The organism is Arthrobacter sp. NPDC056727 (assembly GCF_042790555.1).
Classification (GTDB): Bacteria; Actinomycetota; Actinomycetes; order Actinomycetales; family Micrococcaceae; genus Arthrobacter.
On sequence record NZ_JBHTZA010000001.1, the window covers coordinates 1 to 23,550 of the forward strand.

The following is a 23,550-nucleotide window of genomic DNA, read 5'->3' on the forward strand; positions in this document are numbered from 1 at the left end:
CGGATGGGCGAGCGGCTCGAGACCGGCATGCTCGGCCTGAACGCCGGCGTCGTCTCCAACGCCGCCGCACCGTTCGGCGGCGTCAAGCAGTCAGGCCTGGGCCGTGAAGGCGGCCTCGAAGGCATCGAGGAATACCTCTACACCCAGTACATCGGCATCGCCGACCCCTACGCAGGCTAACCGCGGCGGCCGGCTCACACCCCAAACGACAACTCTGACCTGTGTGCACTGGGCGCGGAGCACCCTCGGTAGTTGGGCGACAACTGTATCGACGACGTCGTCGTCAATGCACATAACCCGGTTGCGCGGTCACTGTGGACGCCAAGCCGCCGGCAACACTCCCGAACCGGATAGCGCAAAGGGTGTCGGGATGCCGGGGCGGGGGACAGTATGGGTCCATGACCCGAATCGCAATCATCGGCGGCCACGGCAAAGTGGCTAGGGAACTTTCCAAGGTCCTGGCTGCGGACGGGCAGGAGGTCACTGCCATCTTCCGGAACCCCGCACACGCATCCGACGTCGAGGCAACTGGCGCCACCCCCGTCGTCCTGGACGTGGAGAATGCGACGACGGCGGAAATCGCCGGGGCGCTCTCCGGTCACGACGCCGTCGTATGGTCGGCCGGTGCCGGCGGCGGGAACCCCGCGAGGACCTACGCTGTGGACCGTGACGCCGCGGTCCGCTCGATGGATGCTGCTGCCCAGTCCGGCGTCGGCCGCTACGTCATGGTCTCCTATCTTGGAGCCGGACCGGACCACGGAGTGCCCCCGGACGACCCCTTCTTCCCCTACGCGGAGGCCAAGGCCGCCGCTGAGTCCTACCTGCGCGGCACCAGCCTGGACTGGACCATCCTCGGCCCCGGGGCGCTCACGGACAAGCCGGGCAGCGGCCTGATAGACATCGACGTCAACGAGCCCTGGCAGGCTGCCGAAACCGCCCGCGCCAACGTCGCCCTCGTCGCTGCGGCCGTCCTGGAGCTGCCCGCCGCAATCGGCCGGACTATCGGGTTCCGCGACGGCAGCCAGCCCATCGCTGCAGCCCTGGAGGCGGTGGCCTAGCCCGTCCGGGCCGTTGCGGGGTCCCGCCCCGACCGGAGGGCACGACGATGAGACGTGCGGTTACTACCGCCACCGTTCCTCCGAACTCGGCAACCCTGCGGGGGTCCGTCCGTTACCCCTAGCTGGTCAGGGCGTGTCTACATGTCGATAGGGGACTGGTGTCGGCTGGCCGCGGCTTACTTTCCAGGGAGCGCCCCCGCTGACTTATCCGACCTCCCGGTTGGCACCGCCGGGGTCATCTGGCGTCGTTTGGGCTGTCCGCGTTCCTGATCAACTGTGCGCTGTTCGTCCTGGTCGGGGCTGGGGCTGCATACACGGCAGCGGGAACAGGAAGAGCATCTCAAGGGTGTGGAGCGGTGGGGAGTGTCATCTGTAGCGTCGTGGAGCCATACTGGTCGAATGAAGATCGGCGGCGGATCCGGGGCTGCGGGCGGGAAGCTGCCCGCGCCGGGCATGAGCCCGTTCCCTCCGATCGCAGACTACGCGTTCCTGTCCGACTGTGAGGCCAACTGCCTTATCGCCCCGAGCGGGCAGGTGGAGTGGATGTGCCTGCCGCGTCACGATTCACCGAGTGCGTTTTCCACCATGCTTGACCGGGCGGCAGGCGGTTTCAAGGTGGCTCCGCACGGCGTCCGCGAGCCCACGGCGCGCCGCTATCTTCCCGGCAGCCTGATCCTGGAGACCACCTGGCAGACCAGGACGGGCTGGATGATCGTGAGGGATGCCCTGGTGATGGGTCCGTGGCACCATACCGACGATAGGGCCGGCCGGTACCGCCGGCCGCCGACGAACTACGAGGCCGAGCATTGCCTGCTGCGCACCGTCCGGTGCGTCAACGGTTCGGTTGAGCTCTCCGTGCTGTGCGAGCCGGTCTTCGACTACGGCCGGCGCCGGGCACGGTGGGAGTTCTCCAGTCCCGGATACGGAGAGGCGGTGACCGTCAGCGGCGATGAGGGGGATCCGGTGCTTCGTCTGACCACCGACCGACGGCTGGGCATCGAGGACGCCATCGCGATCATTCGCAGCCGGATGACCGAAGGCGAGGAGGCGTTCATCGCGCTCTCCTGGACATCACTGCCTCCACCGAGGACATGGGAGGAAGCCACCCAGAAGCAGTGGCAGACCACCGAGTTCTGGCGGCAGTGGATCACGGTGGGGGAGTTCCCGGACCACCCGTGGCGGGAGGAGCTGCAACGCAGCGCGCTGACGTTGAAAGGGCTCACCTATGCATCGACCGGAGCGTTGATCGCCGCCCCCACAACGTCGCTGCCCGAGACGCCCGGGGGAGAGCGAAACTGGGACTACCGGTACACGTGGGTGCGAGACTCCACCTTCGCGCTGTGGGCCCTCTATACCCTCGGCCTGGACCGGGAGGCCGATGACTTCTTCTCCTTTATCCGCGACGTTGCCGCCGAGGACGACCTGCAGCTCATGTACGGCGTCGGCGGCGAAAGGGACCTGCCCGAGTCCATGGTTGAGGGACTCGGCGGCTACGACGGGGCGCGCCCCGTCCGCATCGGCAACGCGGCGGTCCACCAGCGGCAGCTCGACGTCTGGGGCACGATGCTGGATTCCGTTTACCTTCACACCAAGTCCCGTGACCAGCTCCCCGAGCCGCTATGGCCCGTCCTGCTCCGCCAGGTCGAGCAGGCCGCCTCGCACTGGCGTGACACCGATCACGGCATCTGGGAGGTCCGTGGCGAACCGCAGCACTTCACGTCCTCCAAACTCATGTGCTGGGTGGCGCTGGACCGCGGCGCGCGGTTGGCGCGGCTGCACGGCGAGGCCGATTACGCCCGGAAATGGGACTCACTCGCGGAGGAGATTCGCGATGATATTTGCCGTAACGGCCTCGACGATCGCGGAGTGTTCGTCCAGTCCTACGGCACCACGAACCTCGATGCCTCGCTGCTCCTTGTCCCGCTCGTCCGGTTCCTGCCCGCCAATGATCCACGCGTGCGTGCCACGGTCTTGGCCATCGCCGATGAACTCACCCAGAACGGACTCGTCCTGCGCTACCGCCCCGAGCAGACCGACGACGGACTCACCGGTGCTGAGGGGACCTTCACCATGTGCTCGTTTTGGCTCGTCTCCGCCCTCGTTGAGATCGGAGAAGTGGCTCGCGCCAAAGCACTGTGCGAGCGCCTGCTGTCCCACGCGAGCCCACTCGGGCTCTACGCCGAGGAGTTGGATCCCGTGAATGGCCGTCACCTCGGCAACTTTCCACAGGCGTTCACCCACTTGGCCGTCATTAACGCGCTCATGCACCTCATTCGCGCGGAAGAAACCGACCGTGCGAAGCAATTCTCCCCGGCTCACCGCAACACGTAAATGGCTCCGCCCGGTCATAGCCAGCGAGCTCCGGTGTCAGTGTCCTTGACCCTCTGCCGCTCTGTGGACGCGGTTTGGTGATACGGCACGGCCTTACGGCATGGTGCAGACAACTTCGGCCGGGCACACAGGGTGGGCGTGTGTACCCGGCCGTGTACCGGATCCGCCTGCTGGCGGATCCGGAGGCGGCTTACGCCGCCAGCGGCATTGCCTCATGACGGGCCTCGACGAGGAGTGACTGCCCGTGGACCGAGACGGCCACCTGGCCGCCGGACTGAAGGTCCGACGCCACGAATAGATCCGCGATCCGGTCGTCCAGCTCGCGCTGGATCACGCGGCGCATCGGCCGGGCTCCGTATTCGGGCTCGTAGCCGCGTTCGGCGATCCAGTCGACAGCCATTTCGCTGACCTCGAGAGTGATGCCCTGGCCCTGCAGGCGGGCTTCCGTCTGGTTCAGCATCAGCCGAACGATCCGGCGCAGCTGCGCCTGGTCCAGCTTGCGGAAAAGGACGATCTCGTCGATCCGGTTGAGGAACTCCGGCCGCATCGTCTCGCGCAGCCGGCCCAGCACCCGGTCCCGCAGCGCCTTCTCTGAGCCGAAGCCGTTGCCCTCGTCCGCCTTGGAGACAAAGCCCATCGCGCCGCCCTTGCTGGCCAGGAACTCCGAGCCGAGGTTGGAGGTCATGATGATCACGGTGTTGCGGAAGTCCACCATGCGGCCCTGTCCGTCGGTCAGCCGCCCGTCGTCGAGCACCTGGAGCAGCAGGTTGAACACATCCGGGTGGGCCTTCTCCACTTCGTCGAGCAACACTACGGAGTACGGGTTACGACGGACGCGTTCGGTCAACTGCCCGGCTTCGCCGTAGCCGACATAGCCCGGAGGGGCTCCGACCAGCCGGCTTACGGTGTGCCGTTCGCCGAACTCGCTCATGTCGAAGCGCACCATTGCATTCTCATCCCCGAACAACGACCCGGCCAGGGCCTTGGCGAGTTCGGTCTTCCCCACACCCGTTGGGCCGAGGAACAGGAAGCTGCCGACAGGCCTGTCCGCGTCCCCCATGCCGGTGCGGCTGCGCCGGACCGCCTTCGCGATCAGCGTCACGGCGTCGTCCTGCCCGACGATCCGCTGATGCAGTTCCTCCTCGAGCCTGGCCAGACGTTCCCGGTCGTCTTCCGTGAGACGGCTGGCCGGGATTCCGGTGGACCGGGAGATGATCCCTGCAATCTCCGCTTCGCCGACGACCGCCTCGGCAACGTCGGACGCCTCAGGTGCGCGGGAAATCGCACCGGAAAGCTTCCCATTCACTGCTTCGATCTCATCCCGCAGCCGCGAGGCCTCTTCATAGCGTTCCGCGGCGACGGCATCGTCCTTGGACTTTTCCAAGGTTGCGAGCTGCTCGCGAAGGACGGTCGCATCGGTCTGGGAGCCGAGTTTGAGGCTCAGCCGCGCACCCGCCTGGTCGATGAGGTCGATGGCCTTGTCGGGCAGGAAGCGGTCCCTCACGTAGCGTGCGGAGAGTTCGACGGCGGCGCGGATCGCCTCGTCGGTGAAGCGGACGCCGTGGTGTTCCTCGTACCGTCCGCGCAGGCCGTCGAGGATCTGTACGGCGTCCTCGATGCTCGGCTCGCCGACCTGTACGGGCTGGAAGCGGCGTTCCAGTGCCGCGTCCTTCTCCACCGTGCGGTATTCGCTCAGGGTGGTGGCGCCGACGAGATGAAGTTCACCACGGGCCAGGCGCGGCTTCAGGATGTTTCCTGCGTCCATGCCGCCTTCCCCTGCGCCGCCGGCTCCGACGACCGTGTGAAGTTCGTCGATGAACAGGATGATTTCCCCGGCGTGTGAACCGACCTCGTCCAACGCCTTGGTCAGGCGCTCCTCGAAGTCCCCGCGGTACCGCGTCCCGGCCAACATGGCCGGCAGATCCAGGGCAATGACGCGCTTGCCGCGGAGCTGTTCGGGCACGGCGCCTGCGATGATCGCCTGGGCCAGCCCTTCGATGATCGCGGTCTTGCCCACACCGGCTTCCCCGACCAGGACAGGGTTGTTCTTGGTGCGCCGGGCCAGGATCTCGATGGTCTGCTCGATCTCGTCACCCCGGCCGATCACCGGGTCCAGGCCGCCTTCGCGGGAACGTGCCGTGAGGTCGCTGCCGTATGTGTCCAAGGTCGGGGTGTCAGATCCGGCGGCAACTGCCTGCGGCCCTCCCGGCTCCGCGCCGGTCGGCGTGGCTCCACGTCGAGCGGACTGCTCGCGCGGACCCGACTGCAGGGACTCCGGCGTCACCCCGGCCGCTGCGAGCACCTGCCCGGCCGGGGCCTCCTGGTTGACGACGAGCGCGAAGAACACGTGTTCGGGATCGATGTAGGTCGAGCCGAATGCCCGGGCAACCTGGTAGGCGTCGAGCAGGGCTCGCTGGGCCGACGGCGTGAGGGCCGGCGTCGTTTCCGCCCTGGCGATTGCCTGCCCCGGGAGACACTCCTCGGCCGCCGTGGCGATGGCAGCAGGTTCCGCGCCTGCGTGGCGGATATAGTCGGCGGCGGGTTCCCCCTCGACCATGACACGCAGGATGTGCAGCGCGTCCACATGGATGTGACCGTGCTGCGCGGCGAACTGTGCGGCACGCGCGAGCACGTCATGGGTGCGCCGGCTCAGTAGCCGGGTGATGTCCATCGGGTGCCCGGGGCCGGCCGCGCGTTGGCCCTGCAGGTAACGGGCAAGGAATTCGTCGAACGAGCCGTGGCCGGACTCGGCCGGTCCAAAAAATGCAGCCATGAAACCTCCGTAAGAGAGTTGAGTGTAGTTGACTCAACGTTGGGAAAACGGATTTATTCCCGGGGGCAGAAGCGGGCAGGGTGCGGACCGGGAAAATCGGGGCACCCGGTGCCTGGACGCAGCTCGCGCCGACGGCGCAAGCCCGAGCGGTATCACTTCTTGTCATCGTCCCGGAGGGGAACGGCAGCCCTCCTGACGGGCACCCTCGGCGGGTTGTTCGGACTAGAACATGCCTACTGGGCCGTCTCCGTGCAACGGGACCCGGGCTGCGAAAGATGTAACGGTGCAACGCGGGACGGGACAGGCAAAATGCCCTCTTAGGCTGTCAATGCCGGCCCAGGATACGTTCCCTGGCATCGAATAGGCCGTCAGTGGGCTCCCACTTGCGTTCGGCGGCGGCGTCGGTTCCCGGCGTCGGAAACTGCTACGCCTATGAGGGGAAGAACGGCCCCCATAGCGGCAACGAAGGCCGGGAGGAGAAAGCTCAAGCCTGCCAGGCCCGCCAAGGCTCCGATGCCGACGAGATCAGACGGTTGGCGGTGGCCGAGCACCCGTCGAATAAAAAAGCCCCGACCGGCAAGGAAAAGAGCCGGCCCACCATACAGAAACAGTACGGTGGCCAGCTCAGGGCGGGCGGCCGGATCGCTGATCACGAGCTGATCACCCACCGCCACCAGGATCAGGCCCGCCAGCAACACGAGCAAGGTGTTGCCCGCTAAAATCCCGGGCCGGAAGTGATCGTCGACAGAATCAAGCTTCTCCAGAACCTCGCGCTCGAGGCCGTGGAAGTAGCACCACCAGATCGCGACGCTGCCGGCCAAACTGACGGTCCCGGTCAAAAGTATCAACGGGTCCTCCAGGTTGCCCGCTATGGCCAGGCCGCTTGAAATGATCGTCTCGCCGAGTGCGATCAGGTAGAACAATGCGAAGCGCTCAAAGATCCTCTCTCCCGGGACCGGGACCTGGCTGCCTTGGGTTTGCTGGCCCGGCAGCCGGTGCGCCAGCATATGGCCGCCCAGATCGATCGCGGCGGCGACACCCCAGAGCACCAAACGCGGCCCCGGGCCGAGGAAGGCGCCGGCAACCCAAAACGGCGCGCTCATACACCCCCAGATCAGCGTGCGCACGAAATGGTTGTGGGTTGTCCGGTGAAGTCCGACAGTAAGCATCCACGCACCTCGGCCAAGCTGGACCAGCAGATAGCTTGCAGCAAAGAGCCAGCCGAAGGCGCCAAACGCTGAGCTGATTGAGGCGTTCATGAACAGTGAGACAAGCATGACGATCAGCAGCATCCACTGGACCTGAAGCCGCGAAGTGTCCAGCAGCGTCGCCGCCCAGGTCGTGTACACCCACACCTTATAAACACCAAGGAGAAGCACAAACGTCTCCCCGGCCCCCACCCACGAGGGATGCTCCAGCACATGATGGGACAGTTGCGATAGGGCGAAAACAAAGACCAGATCGAAAAACAGCTCGAGGCGCGAAACGTCCTTTCCGGAAGTCGTGGAACGCATCAGCGACCTGGCACGGATCATCTGTATCCTCCACTGGCCTTCAGGAGCGGACGGCCGCCCCCTCCTGTTGTCGAAAAGACTGACGACGGTCAGCAGGGAAGTCAAGGGGGAACTCGGCAGGGACTATGGCCTTGACGCGGCGATTCTCGCCATCAGCCCGTCCTCCTTCGCACGGAACCTGCGGTTAACGCGGGCCAGCGTCTGCATCAGTAGCGCCCCTTGAGCGGCCGATCCGCTGACTCGAGGGCTTGGCCGCTGGAATACCGGGCCCGAGCCCTCGCACCCTAGGCTTGATTAGCCAGTGACGTGGCCCCTCTTTCCTGACCCGACAGACGAATGTCTCCCGCCCCCGTACCGTTGACGGTCGATGCTAGCGCACCAGGTTCAGCGCCGCGGTGACGATGGATGCTTCGTCGATGCCGTGGATCCGGTATGCGTCGTGCAGATCAGAGGACTGCCCGAAATCCTTTACTCCCAGGGAGACTGTGCGGTCGCCACGGGCTCCGGCCAGGAAGGACAAAGTGTGGGGGTGTCCGTCCTGGACCGTGACGAGGGGCGCCGGTGCGTGTCGTGGAAAGAGGCCGTCTATGATGTCGAATCCAATCGCCGGGATTCCTTGGTTCAGTGAGTTGCGGCGCTGGAGGGATTCAAAGACCAAGTCACGGCTGGTGAGGCAGACGACCCCGGCCACGATGCCAAGTGCCTTCAGCCGTGCGGCCGAGGCGATGACTTCGGGCATGATCGCCCCGACGCCGACCAGAGTGACGCTGTCCGGCTCAGCCTGTACCCACCGGCCACCGCGTGCCTGCGGCGCCGCTCCAGCAGCAGCGGGTCCGTCGGGATGGCAGCCTGAGCCTGGTCCAGTGGACGGGTGGTGAGCCGGAAGTAGGCTGAGCGTCCTCCGGGAATGCCGATCCGGCTCATTGCCTCGAGCATGCACCATTCCAGATCCTGGGCGAAGGCTGGCTCCCAGGCTGTGCACTCGGGTTGTTCCAATCCGATGGACGGAGTGGTGAGGGACTGGTGCGCGCCGCCCTCCGATGCCAGGGTCACCCCTGACGGAGTCCCGATCAGGATGGCCTGGCCCCCGGCGTACATGCCAAAGGACCACGGTTCGAGGGCGCGGGCCACGAACGGGTCGTAGATGGTGGCGAGAGGAATCAGCGGCCGGCCCCAGCGGCTCCAGGTCGTTCCGAGCTCGGAGACGAGGCCCACGAGGTTGGTTTCGGCGATGCCGAGTTCGATGTGTTGGCCGTGGGAGTTCTCAATCCAGCGGAGGACCCGTTCCTGGTCGTCCGCGAACCAGTCATGGCGTTCGCCGACAGACCAGACGCCGGTTTTGTTGATCCAGCCGCCGAGGTTCGTGGAGGAGGCAACGTCGGGGCTGCAGGTGACGAGACGGTGGGCCACTTCCGGCGCTGCCCTTTTCAGGTCGGACAGGAACCGTCCTAATGCGGCTTGGGTGGAGATTCTGTCGCCGTAGCCCCATGGCAGGGCATCCGGGATTTGGAGGGACGGGCCCAATGCGCGTTTCGGGCGCTTGAGCCGAGCTTTTCACCGTCATCAACGCCGCCGCTGTCCAGACAGAGACCATCGACGTCAGCCATCTGCCTGCCTACCTTCTGGGCGGGGGGAGTAGCCTGCACCTGAGCCGGATCGAGGCGGTGGAACGTGACGAGATCGTCCGCTGTCTCTCCAAGCACGGGGCTACAGTCAGCGGGGCGGCAGCAGAACTGGGCATCAGCAGGGCGACCATCTACCGCCGCATGGCCAGACTGGGGATCACAATCCCCAAGTAGGCAGCCCCGGCGCGGACGCCTTGGGCCGTGGTTGGCTTCGAAACAACTGCAAGCAAACGGCTACTCACGCGCCAACCTAGAGCGAGAGCCACGCGCAGGGGCATTCAGGCTGCTTCCGGTAGCGAAACACCCCGGATTATTCGCCCTCCGCGGCCGACTGGCGACGATGACGTTCCCGTTGGCCGTACGCCGCCCGAAGAATGTCGTCCTTTGACTCGAATCCCGAGCCCAACGCTCCACCCATGAGCGCCGCTGATGTCGTCATCCAGGCCACTTCCACAAAATCCCAAACAGCCACGGGATGTTGCAGGGTGAGCGCCAATAGGCCGTCGTCAATAGTGAAAGCCGCGGCCAACAGCACGACTACGAACAGCAGGACGTAGCTGATCACGACGCCGATTATCAACGACCACACTGTAGAACTGTTATACAGGGAAGCCTTGTATCTCTCGAGGAGATCGTCGCGCCGCGGGCTTTCCCAGAGATCGTGTTGGGTGATTATCCAGAACACCATCGAACTGATAGCAAGGACCGCCAGCAACGTCAGCCTCGGCGCCCCTAGCAGGTCTGCGAGTTGCCAGATTGTGTTCGTGACAAGCGCGAAGGCGCCTGTGGCGATCGCGGCGGCCATTGCGCTTTTCAATCCGAAAACCAGCCGCCACGGACGGTTCGCCCGCAGCATGCCCGCCAGCAACCGTCCGCGGCCGAGGCGGGTTGCCGAGACGTAGCGGAACCCAATGGGCCCGTCGTCAAGAACCGCGGTCTCGATATGCCGCGATTGGTGCAGTGAGGGCGGACCGAATTCGCTGATGTCATCGTCCGGATCGAAGTGGCGGTGTATCGCCCAGGCGAGGTCGGCGACGGCAGTACGGACCCGGCGGTCGATGTTGACGGCGCCGAGCGCGGGCACGGAAACCAGGGAAATCGACTCCCCGAGCGCGACTTCCGCGACCACAGTGCGGCCTTCGAGACGAATCGGAAGATCGGTCAGGCAGACCATGACATCCCATGCTCGGCGGATCCGGTGCGCTGCCAAGGAGTCCAGCATCGGCGCCAGGCCATTGCCAGCCGTAAAATCCTGGTACTCGATGATCACGGACCAGTCGTGGCGCTCATCGGCACGGTTGAGCAGATGGCCCACTTCGCGGCCGTTACGCTCGGCAAACTCGGCGGTGACCTCCGGTTCGGCGAGCACGCCCAGCGTACGTGCTCTGGTGGGGTTCACGTCACCTGAACTTTCTGGCACGCCCGGCCTCCTGCGGTTCAGTGCCCATGCTTTATGTCACACCTAGGGTCAGGCACTGTCCTGCCACTTTCGCTGTCGTTCACCCGCGCACACTGGCCGGTCCATCCCGAAGGAGGCGCAGGTGCTCGTGGATCATTGCTACAGCCGTTGAGCCTTCGCCGGCCGCGGCCGTTACGCGTTTCACTGATCCATGCCGGACATCACCGGCCGCGAACATGCCGGGGACGCTGGTTTCCAAGGGTAGCCGGCCGCGGCCCAGCTGGCTGAACCCAGAAGGAAGCTCCTTGAGATCAGCCCCGGTGAGAACAAAGCCGTGATCATCCAGGGCGAGCGTATCCTGCAGCCATTCTGTGTGCGGATTAGCCCCGATGAAAATGAAGAGGTACCGGGAGTCGAAGGTGCGTTGTTCGCCTGTGGCTGCCAGATCGACGACGATCCGTTCAAGGGCGCCTGAACCGGCTATGTCAACGATGTTTGCCCCCAGCAGCACCTCTACGCCCGGGGTTTGTTCGATCCGTTCCGCGAGGTACCTCGACATGTCTGCGCGGAGGTCCGCCCCGCGCACGACCAGCCGCACGGGTGCTCCCGTTCCGGCCAGGAAAAGCGCGGCCTGTGCCGCGGAGTTTCCACCCCCGACGACGGCCACCGGCTGGAGTCCGCAGAGCCTGGCCTCATGGACAGTGGCGGCGTAGAAGACACTGATCCCCTCGAATTCCTCCAGACCGGGGACAGGCAGCCGGCGGTAATGCACCCCGGTAGCCAGCAGCGCGGCACGCGACACTGCGGGGCTGCCCTCGTTGAACTCGGCGTGAAACTCGCCTTCCCGCAACGCAATGGTGTGAGCCCGGCAGGCGACGTTGATCTGCACTCTGAACTTTCGGGCCTGAATGGTCGCTCTTTCAGTGAGCTCCCCACCTGAGATTCCGGCTGGAAAGCCCAGGAAGTTCTCGATCCGCGGGGATGTGGCGGCCTGGCCACCTATCGCATGGGCTTCTTTGAGGACGACCGACAACCCGTCGGACGCCGCGTAGACAGCGGCCGCGAGGCCAGCCGGGCCAGACCCGATCACCATGAGATCGTATGGGGCAGAATGCTCTTTCACCGTGCGCAGGCCCATGGCGAGGGCCAGCTCTGTGTTGGAGGGGTTTCGAAGGATTTGCGAGGCGTTTAGCGCCACTGCCGGCAGGTCATGCTCGAGGATCCCGGCTCGCTTCAGGATCGCCTGCGTCTGCTCGTCGTCCTCCAGATCGACCAGCCGGTGGGGCAGGCGGTTGGCGGCTGCAAATTCCAAGAGACGAAGCGTGTCACGGCTGAAGCGGGATCCAATGATACGGATGCCCGCACCCGCGCTGATCAGCAGGATCCGGCGTTGCAGATATGCCCGCAGGATGGTCTCGCCGACGGCGACGTCCGTCAGTACGACACGGCGCAGATCGTCCCCGCGAATCTGGAGCACTTCCCCGGCCTCGGCGGCCACAGTGCTGACAAAGGCCGGTTGCCCCTCGATCAGGCCCAATTCCCCGAGGAACCGTCCGGGACCGTGAACTTCGAGGATCCGCGTGCTGGTGCCCGGTTCGGCCGGATGCCGGCCCTCGGCGGCCTGCAGTCCCTCCACGACCAGTACCGTGCCTTGCAGAATCACAAAGAAGTCAGCGTCTGGTTCTCCCTCGCGTGCGAGGATTTCCCCGGACTGCGTAGCCCGCCTGGCGCCAACACGGCCCAGAAATTCGATCTGGGTCTGGCCGAGCCGTGGGTAGGCGCCGGAATCATCCGGCGTTTCGGTCAGCTTAGAGCGTGCGACAGGTTCCATCAGTTGGTCGCACCTGTCGGCGTTCTAGACGAATGTCTCATGGGGGTAGCACCAGCGCCAATCCTCGCCGGGCTCCAGGGAACGAACGATTGGATGCAACTCGGTGGCGTGAGCCCTGGCGTGCCGCATCGGTGAGGAGTCGCAACACCCGACGTGGCCGCAGGTGAGACATAAACGCAAGTGAACCCAGGCAGTGCCCAAAGTCAGGCATTCCTCGCACCCCTGAGGTGTTCGCACGCGAACCGGACGAATCCGCGCCAGATGCGGATCATGAATTCCAGCAATCATGTTGGCTCCTATTTCGGTTCAGCCGAGCGGGCCCAGACAGATGGGGGATCAGGCCCTCGCGCAAGCCCGGAGGCCCTTGCCCCCTTGACAAGCCTTAGCCCATCGAGAGCCTCGTGTCGGGGCTTTCGCCCAGCCTGCGCAGTCCGGCTCCGGAGACGATCAGAAGTATGCCGAGGAGAATTGCGAAGGACGAGAGCAGACCCAGAAGACTCAGGATGCCCGGGCCGGGAAAGATGACCAGGAAGAGGCCGAAAAGAGTGGTGACGATGCCTGTGACCAGCCAGAGCCACCACAGCCCAACGGTCCTTTTGACTTCGAAGGCCAGAGCCATCTGAGAGATACCGAGAATAACCGCCCACACGCCGATTACGAGCGCGAGCGAAAGGGCGGTGATGCCCGGCCAGACGAACGCGACCAGACCCGCGAGCACGGAGATGATGCCGCCTACCAGCTGCCAGGCGGATCTGCGCCTCTTACGTGTGACGTAGTGCGCGATGTTCGTGGCGCCGTCAAAGACAGCGTATATTCCGAAGAGGGTCACCAACGCGAGTACGGAAACACCGGGCCAGACGACAACCAGAATACCGAAAAGGACGGCCGCAATGCCCCGGATAATCAACGCAGTTCCTGATCCCTTAAACAATTGTCCTGCCAGTGCGTCAGACATAGCCAAACCTCTGTTTCTCGAAATGCTTCATTCGTAAACTTGCCGGCCCAGCGCCTTCGAACACGGTCTATTCCTTGGCGGTGCTCCCCAGTGTGACTTTCGATGTTTTCGTGTCGTGCCCGCGCTGGAACTCGACATCGGACTGCTGCCCCGGCTCTTTCTTGCGGATAGCGGCCAGGAGGTCGGTCACACTCGCGATCTTCTGCCCGTCGAACTGCGTGACGATGTCTCCTGGTTGCAGTCCCGCTTTGGCTGCCGGTCCTCCGCGGGCAACTTCGATGACCAGCGCGCCCGACGTGGTGGGGAGGCCAAAGCGGCTTGCGACCTCAGGAGAGATGTCGGTCGGAATAATTCCCATGACCGCGTGCGTGGCCACCCCGCTCTTCAGAATCTGGTCCGCTACGTCGGTCACCGTCGCCGCGGGAGTCACGAACCCGATGGACACGGCCCCCGAACTGGGCGGTAGATACGCTTCTGAGAGCCCGATGATCTCAGAGCTGCTGTTGACCACGGCTCCACCGGAATTGCCCGGGGAGATGGGCGCGTCCGTCTGGATGAGGTCGATAAGCCCCTGCGGCGACCCCTCTGACGGTGGCATATTACGGTGAAGTGCGGAAACGATGCCGGCCGTGACGGTCTGCTCCAGCCCCAGCGGACTGCCAAGAACAACTGCCAGCTGCCCAACTTCGGGAAGCGTCGTCGAGAACTTGGCTGCCGGAAGGTTGCCCCGGTCAGCCTTCACCACTGCCACATCGGTTGGGTCGTCAACACCGACGACGGTGGCCGGTGCCTGGGATCCGTCTGCGAAGTGGATCCGGACGCTCTTGAACGGCTTCTTTTGCTGGTCCTCCACCACGTGGGCGTCCGTGACGATGGTGCCGTCGCTGCGGTAGACCACTCCGCTGCCGATGCCCCCTGATGTCTGGATCGTGACCACAGAGGGCTCAACTTCTCTGACGATCCCAGGAACGGCTGAAAGGTCCCCTGTGGAACTGGAACCCCCAGCGCTGGCGGACTGTGATGGCGGAGCCGGAGGCGACGCTGTGCACGCCGACCCGAATATGAGTAACCCCGCGCCGAGAATGGCGGTCCACGCCCTCATGCGTCCTGGAGACGGGAGCGGGGCCTTGCCCTCGGCGGCCGTTCGTCTGCTCATACTCATTGGATGCCCGTTGCCTTCTCTGGATGTCGACGGCGACATGTACCAGTCTGAGTCTCCTCCGCCGCCGTGGCGCCCGCATGGCCCCGCGACGCCTAAAAACGGCCCGAATTTGAGTCCCCCAGGTCAAATCCGAGGCAACTGTTGGGCGCTTTTATTTCGCGCTTGATCTGAGCCGTGCAATGGCTCATCGCGTTCGTGCGGACGTAGGCGCCAGGCTCGCGTGGCAACGTGCAGGTTGAGGCGGGTCTCGGGGTCAGCAAGGTCTAAACCGGTGACCTGCCGGATTGACTTCAGCCGGTATCGCAGCGTGCTCCGGTGAATGGCAAGGCTGTCGGCCGTGTCGTCGTAGTTGCCGCCATGATCCAGATACTGCGCCAAGGTGTGCACCAGATCGGATCCCCTGCGGGCGTCGTTACTCAGCAGTGCACCTAGCCACTCCGCGACGTAGCCGGAGAGGTCAGTTTCGCTGCCGGGCATGTCAAGGATGCGGTAGATCCCCAGCTGGTCGTAGCGGGTGAGTCCGTAGGGGTCGATGGAATGTACCCGGATGTGCAGCGCACGCAGGGCCTGCGCGTAAGAGCGTGGGAGCTGAGTGACATCGTGGCTCGGACCTCCGATGCCCACGGCTCCGGTGGCGCTGCGCAGAGTCCTTGCCGCAACGGTGAAGAGCTTTGTATCGAGCGGATCTCCCGTAGCCACGGCAAGTGTTATGTCCGAACGCCGTGAAACGAGGGCAGGCGTCTGCAGTTCCCGCAGTGTTCTGCGCAGGGCGACCACGACCGTATCGTCGGTTCTTGGCGGTTGCCACTGAGCAACGATTACGTGCTGCGGGCCCGTGATGTCATATCCCATCGCCTCGGCACGCATGGCTGCGGTGTCTTCATCCATTCCCGACACCAGTTCATCCACCAGGTCGCGCCCCAGTTTCAGTTCCAGCTGGGCAATGCTGCGGCGGTGCGACAACTCGATCTGCAAGAGCCGCGTTCCATACTCCAAAGCGAAGACGTCATCGGCCGTGTAGGGCCTGCCGTTCTCGAGCAAGCACATTGCTCCGAGCACGTCCCGGTCCGGCAGAACCAGCGCCACGAGCCCTCGGGGTTCTTGGACCGGCAATCCGAAGGCGTGCCAGAGCTGCACCGTCCGGGACCTGTCGGCCGCACTGGGCCGGAGATACGGACGCCCGGATTTGGTACCGGCCGCGGCGCGGATGTTGCCGAACGCGTCCTCGATGCAGACCGGGTGCCCCGTCAGCACTGACAGCACTTCCGCCAGAAGGGACTCCCGGGAGCTCATTTGTCCGAGGGGGGCTGTGAGAGTGCCATTGAGGGCGTTCTGGATCGACGTCCGGGTTTCGAGCTGCAGTACCGTTGCCGTGAGGATACGCAGGCGATTGTCCACGTCGGCGGCATTGGACAGCGGGGCCGCGTGCTCCTGCTGGTGTGCTCTTGCCGCTTCCTCGACTACGCCGGGGGGAGTTTCCGCCGTTGCGTGTAGCTCGATCATCTGCGCCGGACTCGGAGCTGTGCGGGCCTGCAGGACAAGGCACCCGATCAGTTCTCCGCTGCCGTCATAGGTCGAGAGTGCGTATCGCCACCCCGGCCCTGTGGAGGGAAGTTCGGCATCCCTGGCGTCGGACCGGCGGACACCTGGGTCCTGGGCCGTCGGCGCCCGGTTCGGGCCCGGAAGCAGATGACCGTCCACCACTAGAAAGCAAGCTGCCACATGGCAAAATTCCAGTGAAGAAACAGATTGTGCGGCCTTGAGGAGAGTCTCCTCGGCCCTTAGTCGATCGAACATCCACGTTACCTGCCGGTCTCTCTGTCCGCGGCTGAGGGCCTCGTTCGTGGGCGAGATGCGTGGCGGCGGATCCCCAATCATCCCAGCGATTTCCAGACTACGCCTGTGCAATCTATCCCGATAGGGCAATTCCCGGGAGCATATTTGGACCCTCGAGGGCATGCCGTCGCTCCCGTGCAAGGCGCAGACTCAACCCTATAAGGCCCCGTGACAAAAGCCCTGTGAGCCCCCTGGCCCAGCAGGACAGGGCGTGGAGTCATGTGGTGCAACCTCGGGCGGACGTCGCCACAGGACCGGTCGCGCGCCCTCTAGGACCGGAGTGAGTCATGGCCAAAGCAGTAGGGATTGATCTTGGAACAACCAACTCGGTGATCGCCGTCTGGGAAGGCGGGGAAGCCCGCGTTATCCCCAACGCCGAAGGAGCCCGGACCACTCCGTCGGTTGTCGCGTATACGGACAACGGGGAACGGCTTGTGGGGCAATTGGCCCGACGCCAGGCGATTCTCAATCCCAAGGGAACTATCACGTCGGCCAAGCGGTTCATCGGCCGACACTTTGACGAGATCACGGATGAGGCCAAAGCCGTGAGTTTCGACGTCGTCGCGGACGACAACGGCGTGGCGCGTTTTCAGGTTCAGGGCAAGAAAGTCGCACCCGAAGAGGTGAGTGCGCTCGTTCTCCGCAAGTTAGTGGACGACGCCGCGAAGCAGTTGGGCGAAAAGGTGACGGAGGCCGTCATTACGGTTCCCGCGTACTTTAACGATGCACAGCGCACTGCGACCAAGGACGCGGGCAGGATTGCCGGGCTGGAAGTCCTGCGCATCATCAACGAGCCTACTGCAGCGGCCCTGGCCTATGGCATCGATAAACGTCAGCATGAGACGGTTTTGGTTTTCGACCTTGGCGGCGGAACTTTTGATGTGAGCCTGCTGGACGTGGGGGACGGGGTTGTTGAGGTCCGCTCCACGGCGGGGGACACGCATCTCGGCGGAGACGATTTTGACCGCCGGCTTGTCGATTACCTGGCCGACGACTTCCAGAAGGAGGCGGGCATCGACCTCCGGTCGGACCCGCAGGCGTTGCAGCGCCTGTTCGAGGCTGCCGAGAAAGCGAAGGTCGAGCTGAGTTCTGTGACCCAGACCCAGGTGAACCTTCCCTTCATCACTGCCGACGCCACGGGGCCCAAGCATCTGACGACCACCGTTAGGCGCTCCGTTTTTGAAGACATCACCCACGACCTGGTGGAACGCACCATGGATCCTGTCAAGCAGGCGATGACGGACGCCAAGGTCACCGCCAACGACATCGATGAAGTCATTTTGGTCGGCGGCTCCACCCGCATTCCCGCTGTGCAGAACGTCGTCCGGCGCCTGACCGGCGGCAAAGATCCCAACATGAGCGTCAATCCGGACGAAGTCGTGGCTATCGGTGCTGCGATCCAGGCCGGTGTGCTTAAAGGAGAGGTCTCGGACGTCCTGCTTCTGGACGTTGTGCCGCTTTCCCTGGGTGTCGAGACCCGCGGCGGTGTGATGACAAAGATCATCGAGCGCAACACGACCATCCCCGCACGGCGCAGCGAAGTGTTCTCCACCGCGGACGACAACCAGCCCGCCGTGGACGTGGTGGTCTTGCAGGGGGAGCGGGAACTGGCAGCGGATAACCGGGTGCTGGGCCGGTTCCAGCTGACCGATATCCGGCCAGCGCCCCGCGGAGAACCGCAGATCGAAGTCACGTTCGATGTAGATGCCAACGGCATTTTGAACGTGACCGCCCGCGACAAGGACACGGGCAAGGAACAGGGCATCACCATCAGCGAAGGCTCCAACCTCGACACCAAGGAAGTCGAGCGCATGATCGCCGAGGCTGAGTCCCACAGAAGCGAGGACCTGCAGAACCGGGAGCGGATCGACACCCTCAACGAACTCGATGCAGTGGCCTACCGCGTTGAGCGGGCCGTCAATGAGCTAGGTGACGCAGTCCCGGTGCACGACAAGGCCCGAGCGGAACTGCTCGTTGGTCAGGCGCGCGACGCCGTCAGCAACCAGGCAGACGTTGGCACCGCCAGGGAACTGATTTCCGAGCTTCAGCAGCTGCAGTCGGCGCTGAGCGCCTCGGCTGCCTCCGCGGCCACCGCAGGGGCGGGTCAGGAATCCGCATCTCAGCCCGCAGCGTCCAACGATGTAGATGAGGATGACATCGTCGACGCGGAATTCGACCGTGGCTAGGAACGGCCATGAGCGACCAGGCAGGGCCGGCTCCAGGAAGTAACGAGGCAGAGGCCGCCACACTCGGTGAAAGGGAAACCAAAGCGACGGAACAGGCGGACGCGCTCGCCAAAATGGAGGATCTGTGGCGCCGTGCGCTGGCTGACGCAGACAACGTCCGAAAGCGCGCCGCCCGGGACGGCGCACAGGTAAGGGCACAAGAGCGCGCAGCGGTCTCTTTGGCGTGGCTGCCCGTCCTCGACAATCTGGAATTGGCCTTGGCTCACGCCCCGGCTGCCGGGGACCCGCTCGTCGATGGCATAGTCGCTATCCGATCCCAGGCCATCGATACCCTGTCCCGCCTTGGCTACCCGCGGATCGACGCCGAGAACGTTCCCTTCGACCCGCGGATTCATGAGGTGGTCAGTGTGTCGGAAACGGACGAGGTTCCCCCAGGGACGGTGCTGAGCGTACTGCGCCCGGGCTACGGCGGCACGGACACCATCCTCAGGCCAGCGGCGGTCGTTGTCAGCCGGGCGGTGAACGCTGACCGTGGCTAAGGACCCATATACCGTTCTCGGCGTCTCCCGGACGGCGGACGCTGACGAGATCCAGCGCGCCTACCGCAAACTGGCACGGAAATATCATCCGGACGTCAATCGTGATCCGGACGCCGCTGAGCGGTTCAAGGAAATCGGGGAGGCCTACAGCACTCTTTCGGACGCCGAAACGAGGGCCCGTTACGATCGCTTCGGTGCCGATTTCCGGCAGTACGCCGGCAGCGGTGGCGGACCGGCCGGAGGCGGTCAGCGGTGGGGGCCCGGCGGCCCCCGGCCAGGTCCGCGGCCGGGACGCGGCGGGTACGGAAATGTCGACGTCGATATGGGTGGCGACGTGGATTGGGAGGACCTGCTGGGTGGCTGGTTCCGTCAGCAGGGAGCAGGTCCAGTACAGGGAGCGGACCACGAAGCCGAGCTTCGGCTGACCCTCGACGAAGCGATCCGTGGCGGACGCCGCACCGTCCGCCTGGCCCAGCCGGGCGGCGAAGCCCGGAACTATGACGTCGACGTGCCCCCCGGTGTGCTGGACGGCCAGCGCATCCGCCTCGCGGGGGAGGGCGCCGCTAGCCGCGGCGGGGGTCCGCCGGGGGATCTGTTCCTGACCGTACGCATCCAGCCGGACGCCAGATACCGGCTCAAGGGCCGGGACATTCACTTCGACCTTCCCGTCACGCCGTCGGAAGCCGCTCTCGGGACCAAGATCAAGGTCAACGCGCCTGCGGGGCCGGTCACCATCACCGTTCCCGGCGGGTCTTCCAGCGGGCGCAGACTTCGGCTTCGCGGCCAAGGTGTGCCCGACCCGAAGGGCCAGCCCGGGAACCTCTACGCGGAGATCCGTGTCATGGTGCCCCCGCGGTTGAGCAGTGAGGTGCGCAAGCTATACGAGCAGCTTGCCGCTGTCTCCGACTTTCACCCGAGAGAGGGGCTCTTATGAGCCGAGAATATCCGCTCGCCTATCCGTGGCGCCTGAATCTCGAGGCGGTGGCGCGCAGCAGCGGCGTCCACCCAGACGTCGTCATGCGGTTCGTGGATCTGGATCTGATCCGGCCGCTGGGCGATGCCGCGGGCGGACCATGGTTCAGCCCGCAGGCCCCGGAACTCATAGCGCGCGTCATGAGACTCCATTCGGAGCTGTCGCTGAACTACGCGGCAATCCCGCTGGTACTCGATCTGTTGGTGCGGGTCGACTCGCTTGAACGACGGTTGGTTGAAATCACGCAGGTGGAAGGGACTGCTTCAAAATGAACATGGAGAGTTTGACCCAGAAGTCGCAGGAGGCCCTGGCGGAGGCCCAACGGATAGCCCAACGCAATGGGCACACTGAGACTGACGGTGAACACCTGCTGCTGGCCCTGCTGGAGCAGGAAAGTGGCCTTGTCCCGCGCCTGCTCGTGGCCATGCAGGTGGATGTGCACGAGCTGAGAGCGGCCGTCGAAGCCGAGCTGAGGCGCAAGCCAAAGGTCACGGGCCCCGGAGCGGGACCGGGCCAGGTGTATGTGAGCCGCAGGCTGGGCGCACTCCTGGATACCGCCGAACGTGAAGCCAAGCGCCTCAAAGACGAGTACGTCTCGGTGGAGCACCTGCTGGTTGCCCTGGCGGAGGAAGGACGGTCCACTGCCGCCGGAAGGGTGCTGGCTGATCACCGGGTCACCCGCGAGGCATTCCTGTCGGCCCTGACCCAGGTACGGGGAAATCAGCGCGTCACCTCGTCAACACCCGAACAGACCTACGAAGCGCTGGAGAAGTACGGCCGCGATCTGGTGGCGGACGCCCGCACCGGAAAGCTGGATCCGGTCATCGGCCGCGACGCGGAAATCCGGCGGGTCGTCCAGATACTTTCCCGCAAGACCAAGAACAATCCGGTGCTTATCGGCGAGCCCGGAGTCGGCAAGACCGCCATTGTGGAGGGACTGGCCCAGAGGATCGTCCGGCAGGATGTGCCGGAAGGGCTGAAGAACAAGACCATCTTCTCGCTCGACCTGAGCGCCCTGGTGGCCGGTGCCAAGTACCGCGGCGAGTTCGAGGAGCGGCTGAAGGCGGTCCTGGCCGAGGTGCTGGCGGCAGAAGGCAGGATCCTGCTCTTCGTCGACGAGCTGCACACCGTCGTCGGGGCAGGCGCGTCTGAGGGGTCGATGGACGCCGGAAATATGCTCAAGCCAATGCTGGCCCGCGGGGAACTGCACATGATCGGCGCCACCACCCTCGACGAATACCGCAAGCACATTGAGTCGGATGCGGCTTTGGAGCGCCGCTTCCAGCCGGTCACGGTTGACGAGCCCGACGTCGAGGACGCTATTTCCATACTTCGCGGGCTGCGGGAGCGCCTTGAGGTCTTCCACGGTGTACGGATCCAGGACAGTGCTCTGGTGGCTGCGGCCACCCTTTCCCACCGGTACATCACTGACAGGTTCCTTCCGGACAAGGCCATTGACCTAGTGGACGAGGCGTGCGCCCGCTTGCGGACGGAAATTGATTCGATGCCGGCAGAACTGGATGAGCTCACCCGGAAGGTCACGCGGCTCGAGATAGAAGAGGCTGCACTCTCCAAGGAGACCGATCCGGCCAGCAAGACCCGGCTCGAGGAGTTGAGGCGTGAATTGGCGGACCTGCGGGCTGAGGCTGACGCGAAGCGGGCCCAATGGGAAGCCGAGCGCCAGGCGATCCACAAACTGCAGGAAATTCGCAGTGAACTGGAGCGGCTGCGGCAGGAGGCCGAGGAAGCAGAGCGGAACTACGACCTCAACCGGGCGGCTGAGCTACGCTACGGCAGACTTGCCGACCTCGAACGGCGGCTGGCCGCCGAGGAGGACCGGCTGACCGCGAAACAGGGTGAAAAACGCCTGCTCCGTGAGGTGGTGACGGAGGACGAGATCGCCGACATCGTCGCGGCGTGGACAGGCATACCGGTCGCACGTCTGAAGCAGGGCGAACGTGAAAAAGTCCTGCACCTGGACGAAATCCTGCGCTCCCGCGTCGTGGGACAGGAAGAAGCGATTAGCGCGGTGTCGGACGCCATCATCCGCGCCCGTTCCGGTATCCGGGATCCCCGCCGTCCCATCGGCTCCTTCATCTTCCTCGGCCCGACCGGTGTCGGGAAGACCGAGCTTGCAAAGGCTCTGGCTGCGGCACTCTTCGACAGCGAGAACGCGATGATCCGGCTGGACATGAGCGAGTACCAGGAGCGCCACACTGTGAGCCGACTGCTGGGGGCGCCACCTGGCTACATCGGCTACGACGAAGGAGGACAGCTCACCGAGGCGGTACGCCGGAAGCCGTACTCGGTGGTGCTGTTCGATGAGGTGGAAAAGGCCCACCCGGATATTTTCAACACTTTGCTGCAGGTACTCGATGACGGGAGGATTACGGACTCGCAGGGCCGGACCGTCGATTTCCGCAATACCGTCATCATCATGACCTCCAATATCGGTTCCCAGTACCTTTTGGAGGGTTCGGCCGAAGGCGGGGCGATCACCGACGATGCGCGCGGCATGGTGATGGGTGAGCTCCGGGCGCATTTCCGCCCCGAGTTCCTCAACCGCGTGGACGATACGGTCCTGTTCGCGCCCCTGGGACTGCCGCAAATCGAGCGCATCGTTGATCTGCAGTTCCAACAGCTGCGACAACGGCTGGCCGAGCAGCAAATAGAGCTGCACCTGACCGAGGAAGCGCGCCTTCTGATAGCCGAACGCGGCTTCGACCCGGTCTACGGAGCCAGGCCCCTGCGCCGCTACATTTCCCATGTGGTGGAAACGCAAGTGGGCCGGGCCCTGCTGCGTGGCAGCATCGCGGAAGGCGGAGTGGTCACGGTGACCGCATCCGGAGGGGAACTAGTGGTTGACTACAGCACGATGGAACTGGAAGGGGCCGGAACCGCATGAACAAGGCCATCACCAAATGTCCCCACTGCGGCAAATCCAACCGCGTGCCGGCCGTCGCCGACGGCCGGCCACGCTGCGGCAGTTGCCACCGGGAGCTTCCCTGGGTGGTTGAAGCGGGCGACGACGACTTCGGCGAGATCGCCGAACGTTCCGGCGTTCCGGTACTGGTGGACTTTTGGGCGGTGTGGTGCGGACCCTGCCGGATGGTGAGCCCCGTGCTGGACCAGTTGGCACACGAACGCGCGGGGCAGATCAAACTCGTAAAGGTCGACGTCGACCACTCACCGCAGCTCTCCGCCAAATTCGCGATTCAGGCAGTGCCAACGTTGATGGTCATCGTCGACGGCGAGATCGTCGCGAGGCAGGCCGGCGCAGCTCCCGCCCCCGCACTGAGGTCCTGGCTGGACGGGGCACTCACGAAGTAGCACAAGAACAGCCGACGACGGCGGTCCCGCCCCTTTGG

At 64.7% G+C, this 23,550-nt stretch carries 18 protein-coding genes and 1 pseudogene; 10 read left to right on the plus strand and 9 right to left on the minus strand.

What is annotated here, in order from left to right; genetic code table 11:
• From ACFRAH_RS00005 to ACFRAH_RS00015, 3 genes are all read left to right on the plus strand, one after another.
• Nucleotides 1-180, plus strand: a 180-nt coding sequence (locus tag ACFRAH_RS00005) for an aldehyde dehydrogenase family protein (RefSeq protein ID WP_377988719.1), incomplete at its 5' end; no start/stop codon positions are given.
• 218 nt (nucleotides 181-398) lie between these two features.
• A complete protein-coding gene (locus tag ACFRAH_RS00010; RefSeq protein WP_377988721.1) occupies nucleotides 399-1,058 on the plus strand; it encodes an SDR family oxidoreductase in 660 nt (219 codons plus the stop codon).
• Between the two features lie 399 nt (nucleotides 1,059-1,457).
• The gene (locus tag ACFRAH_RS00015; protein WP_377988722.1) at nucleotides 1,458-3,389 is read left to right on the plus strand and encodes a glycoside hydrolase family 15 protein; all 1,932 of its coding nucleotides are present in this window, start codon (nucleotides 1,458-1,460) and stop codon (nucleotides 3,387-3,389) included.
• A 190-nt stretch (nucleotides 3,390-3,579) separates the two neighbouring features.
• Here the strand turns inward: ACFRAH_RS00015 and ACFRAH_RS00020 are convergent, their stop codons facing one another.
• The 3 genes and pseudogenes from ACFRAH_RS00020 to ACFRAH_RS00030 all read right to left on the minus strand — a co-directional run.
• Nucleotides 3,580-6,162, minus strand: a complete 2,583-nt coding sequence (locus tag ACFRAH_RS00020; RefSeq protein WP_377988724.1) for an ATP-dependent Clp protease ATP-binding subunit — start codon at nucleotides 6,160-6,162, stop codon at nucleotides 3,580-3,582.
• A 368-nt stretch (nucleotides 6,163-6,530) separates the two neighbouring features.
• A complete protein-coding gene (locus ACFRAH_RS00025) occupies nucleotides 6,531-7,781 on the minus strand; it encodes a low temperature requirement protein A (protein ID WP_377988725.1) in 1,251 nt (416 codons plus the stop codon).
• Nucleotides 7,782-8,046: 265 nt separating this feature from the next.
• Nucleotides 8,047-9,224 (minus strand): annotated as a pseudogene (locus ACFRAH_RS00030) (pyruvate dehydrogenase); the annotation flags it as partial.
• 116 nt (nucleotides 9,225-9,340) lie between these two features.
• Here ACFRAH_RS00030 and ACFRAH_RS00035 point away from each other — a divergent pair.
• Entirely contained in the window at nucleotides 9,341-9,475 is a 135-nt protein-coding gene (locus ACFRAH_RS00035; protein WP_377988727.1) for a helix-turn-helix domain-containing protein, read from the plus strand.
• A 136-nt stretch (nucleotides 9,476-9,611) separates the two neighbouring features.
• Here ACFRAH_RS00035 and ACFRAH_RS00040 read toward each other — a convergent pair whose 3' ends face one another.
• The 6 genes from ACFRAH_RS00040 to ACFRAH_RS00065 all read right to left on the minus strand — a co-directional run bounded on the left by ACFRAH_RS00040 (nucleotide 9,612) and on the right by ACFRAH_RS00065 (nucleotide 16,445).
• Complete coding sequence (locus tag ACFRAH_RS00040; RefSeq protein ID WP_377988728.1) at nucleotides 9,612-10,721, minus strand: hypothetical protein; 1,110 nt, start codon at nucleotides 10,719-10,721, stop codon at nucleotides 9,612-9,614.
• A gap of 79 nt (nucleotides 10,722-10,800) precedes the next feature.
• Nucleotides 10,801-12,531, minus strand: coding sequence for an FAD-dependent oxidoreductase (locus ACFRAH_RS00045; RefSeq protein ID WP_377988730.1), 1,731 nt, complete (start codon nucleotides 12,529-12,531; stop codon nucleotides 10,801-10,803).
• Between the two features lie 24 nt (nucleotides 12,532-12,555).
• A complete protein-coding gene (locus ACFRAH_RS00050; RefSeq protein ID WP_377988732.1) occupies nucleotides 12,556-12,819 on the minus strand; it encodes a UBP-type zinc finger domain-containing protein in 264 nt (87 codons plus the stop codon).
• Nucleotides 12,820-12,913: 94 nt separating this feature from the next.
• The gene (locus ACFRAH_RS00055; RefSeq protein WP_377988734.1) at nucleotides 12,914-13,486 is read right to left on the minus strand and encodes an HdeD family acid-resistance protein; all 573 of its coding nucleotides are present in this window, start codon (nucleotides 13,484-13,486) and stop codon (nucleotides 12,914-12,916) included.
• A 67-nt stretch (nucleotides 13,487-13,553) separates the two neighbouring features.
• Nucleotides 13,554-14,423 carry a S1C family serine protease gene (locus ACFRAH_RS00060; RefSeq protein WP_377988736.1) on the minus strand — a complete coding sequence of 290 codons (870 nt, stop codon included), beginning with the start codon at nucleotides 14,421-14,423 and terminating at the stop codon, nucleotides 13,554-13,556.
• A 348-nt stretch (nucleotides 14,424-14,771) separates the two neighbouring features.
• Nucleotides 14,772-16,445 (minus strand): PucR family transcriptional regulator, encoded by a 1,674-nt coding sequence (locus ACFRAH_RS00065; RefSeq protein ID WP_377988737.1) that lies wholly within the window; start codon nucleotides 16,443-16,445, stop codon nucleotides 14,772-14,774.
• Nucleotides 16,446-16,771: 326 nt separating this feature from the next.
• On the opposite strand from ACFRAH_RS00065, the gene dnaK reads away from it, so the two are divergent.
• The 6 genes from dnaK to trxA are packed head-to-tail and all read left to right on the plus strand — an operon-like array spanning nucleotide 16,772 to nucleotide 23,512.
• Entirely contained in the window at nucleotides 16,772-18,670 is a 1,899-nt protein-coding gene (gene dnaK / locus ACFRAH_RS00070; protein WP_377950839.1) for a molecular chaperone DnaK, read from the plus strand.
• A gap of 8 nt (nucleotides 18,671-18,678) precedes the next feature.
• Nucleotides 18,679-19,209 (plus strand): nucleotide exchange factor GrpE, encoded by a 531-nt coding sequence (locus tag ACFRAH_RS00075; protein ID WP_377988739.1) that lies wholly within the window; start codon nucleotides 18,679-18,681, stop codon nucleotides 19,207-19,209.
• Entirely contained in the window at nucleotides 19,202-20,143 is a 942-nt protein-coding gene (locus tag ACFRAH_RS00080; RefSeq protein ID WP_377988741.1) for a DnaJ C-terminal domain-containing protein, read from the plus strand. Before ACFRAH_RS00075 ends, ACFRAH_RS00080 begins: the two co-directional genes overlap by 8 nt.
• The gene (locus tag ACFRAH_RS00085) at nucleotides 20,140-20,454 is read left to right on the plus strand and encodes a chaperone modulator CbpM (RefSeq protein WP_377988742.1); all 315 of its coding nucleotides are present in this window, start codon (nucleotides 20,140-20,142) and stop codon (nucleotides 20,452-20,454) included. The genes ACFRAH_RS00080 and ACFRAH_RS00085 overlap by 4 nt, the downstream gene beginning before the upstream one ends.
• Entirely contained in the window at nucleotides 20,451-23,087 is a 2,637-nt protein-coding gene (gene clpB / locus ACFRAH_RS00090; protein ID WP_377988744.1) for an ATP-dependent chaperone ClpB, read from the plus strand. Before ACFRAH_RS00085 ends, clpB begins: the two co-directional genes overlap by 4 nt.
• A complete protein-coding gene (gene trxA / locus ACFRAH_RS00095; RefSeq protein WP_377988746.1) occupies nucleotides 23,084-23,512 on the plus strand; it encodes a thioredoxin in 429 nt (142 codons plus the stop codon). The genes clpB and trxA overlap by 4 nt, the downstream gene beginning before the upstream one ends.
• The last annotated feature ends 38 nt before the right edge of the window (nucleotides 23,513-23,550 follow it).

Coding starts and splice junctions, on each gene's coding strand:
- ACFRAH_RS00055 (WP_377988734.1), bottom strand. CDS start 13,486: ATGTCTGACGCACTGGCAGGACAATTGTTTAAGGGATCAGGAACTGCG.
- dnaK (WP_377950839.1), top strand. CDS start 16,772: ATGGCCAAAGCAGTAGGGATTGATCTTGGAACAACCAACTCGGTGATC.
- ACFRAH_RS00020 (WP_377988724.1), bottom strand. CDS start 6,162: ATGGCTGCATTTTTTGGACCGGCCGAGTCCGGCCACGGCTCGTTCGAC.
- ACFRAH_RS00085 (WP_377988742.1), top strand. CDS start 20,140: ATGAGCCGAGAATATCCGCTCGCCTATCCGTGGCGCCTGAATCTCGAG.
- ACFRAH_RS00045 (WP_377988730.1), bottom strand. CDS start 12,531: ATGGAACCTGTCGCACGCTCTAAGCTGACCGAAACGCCGGATGATTCC.
- ACFRAH_RS00015 (WP_377988722.1), top strand. CDS start 1,458: ATGAAGATCGGCGGCGGATCCGGGGCTGCGGGCGGGAAGCTGCCCGCG.
- ACFRAH_RS00065 (WP_377988737.1), bottom strand. CDS start 16,445: ATGTTCGATCGACTAAGGGCCGAGGAGACTCTCCTCAAGGCCGCACAA.
- clpB (WP_377988744.1), top strand. CDS start 20,451: ATGAACATGGAGAGTTTGACCCAGAAGTCGCAGGAGGCCCTGGCGGAG.
- ACFRAH_RS00010 (WP_377988721.1), top strand. CDS start 399: ATGACCCGAATCGCAATCATCGGCGGCCACGGCAAAGTGGCTAGGGAA.
- ACFRAH_RS00075 (WP_377988739.1), top strand. CDS start 18,679: ATGAGCGACCAGGCAGGGCCGGCTCCAGGAAGTAACGAGGCAGAGGCC.
- ACFRAH_RS00050 (WP_377988732.1), bottom strand. CDS start 12,819: ATGATTGCTGGAATTCATGATCCGCATCTGGCGCGGATTCGTCCGGTT.
- trxA (WP_377988746.1), top strand. CDS start 23,084: ATGAACAAGGCCATCACCAAATGTCCCCACTGCGGCAAATCCAACCGC.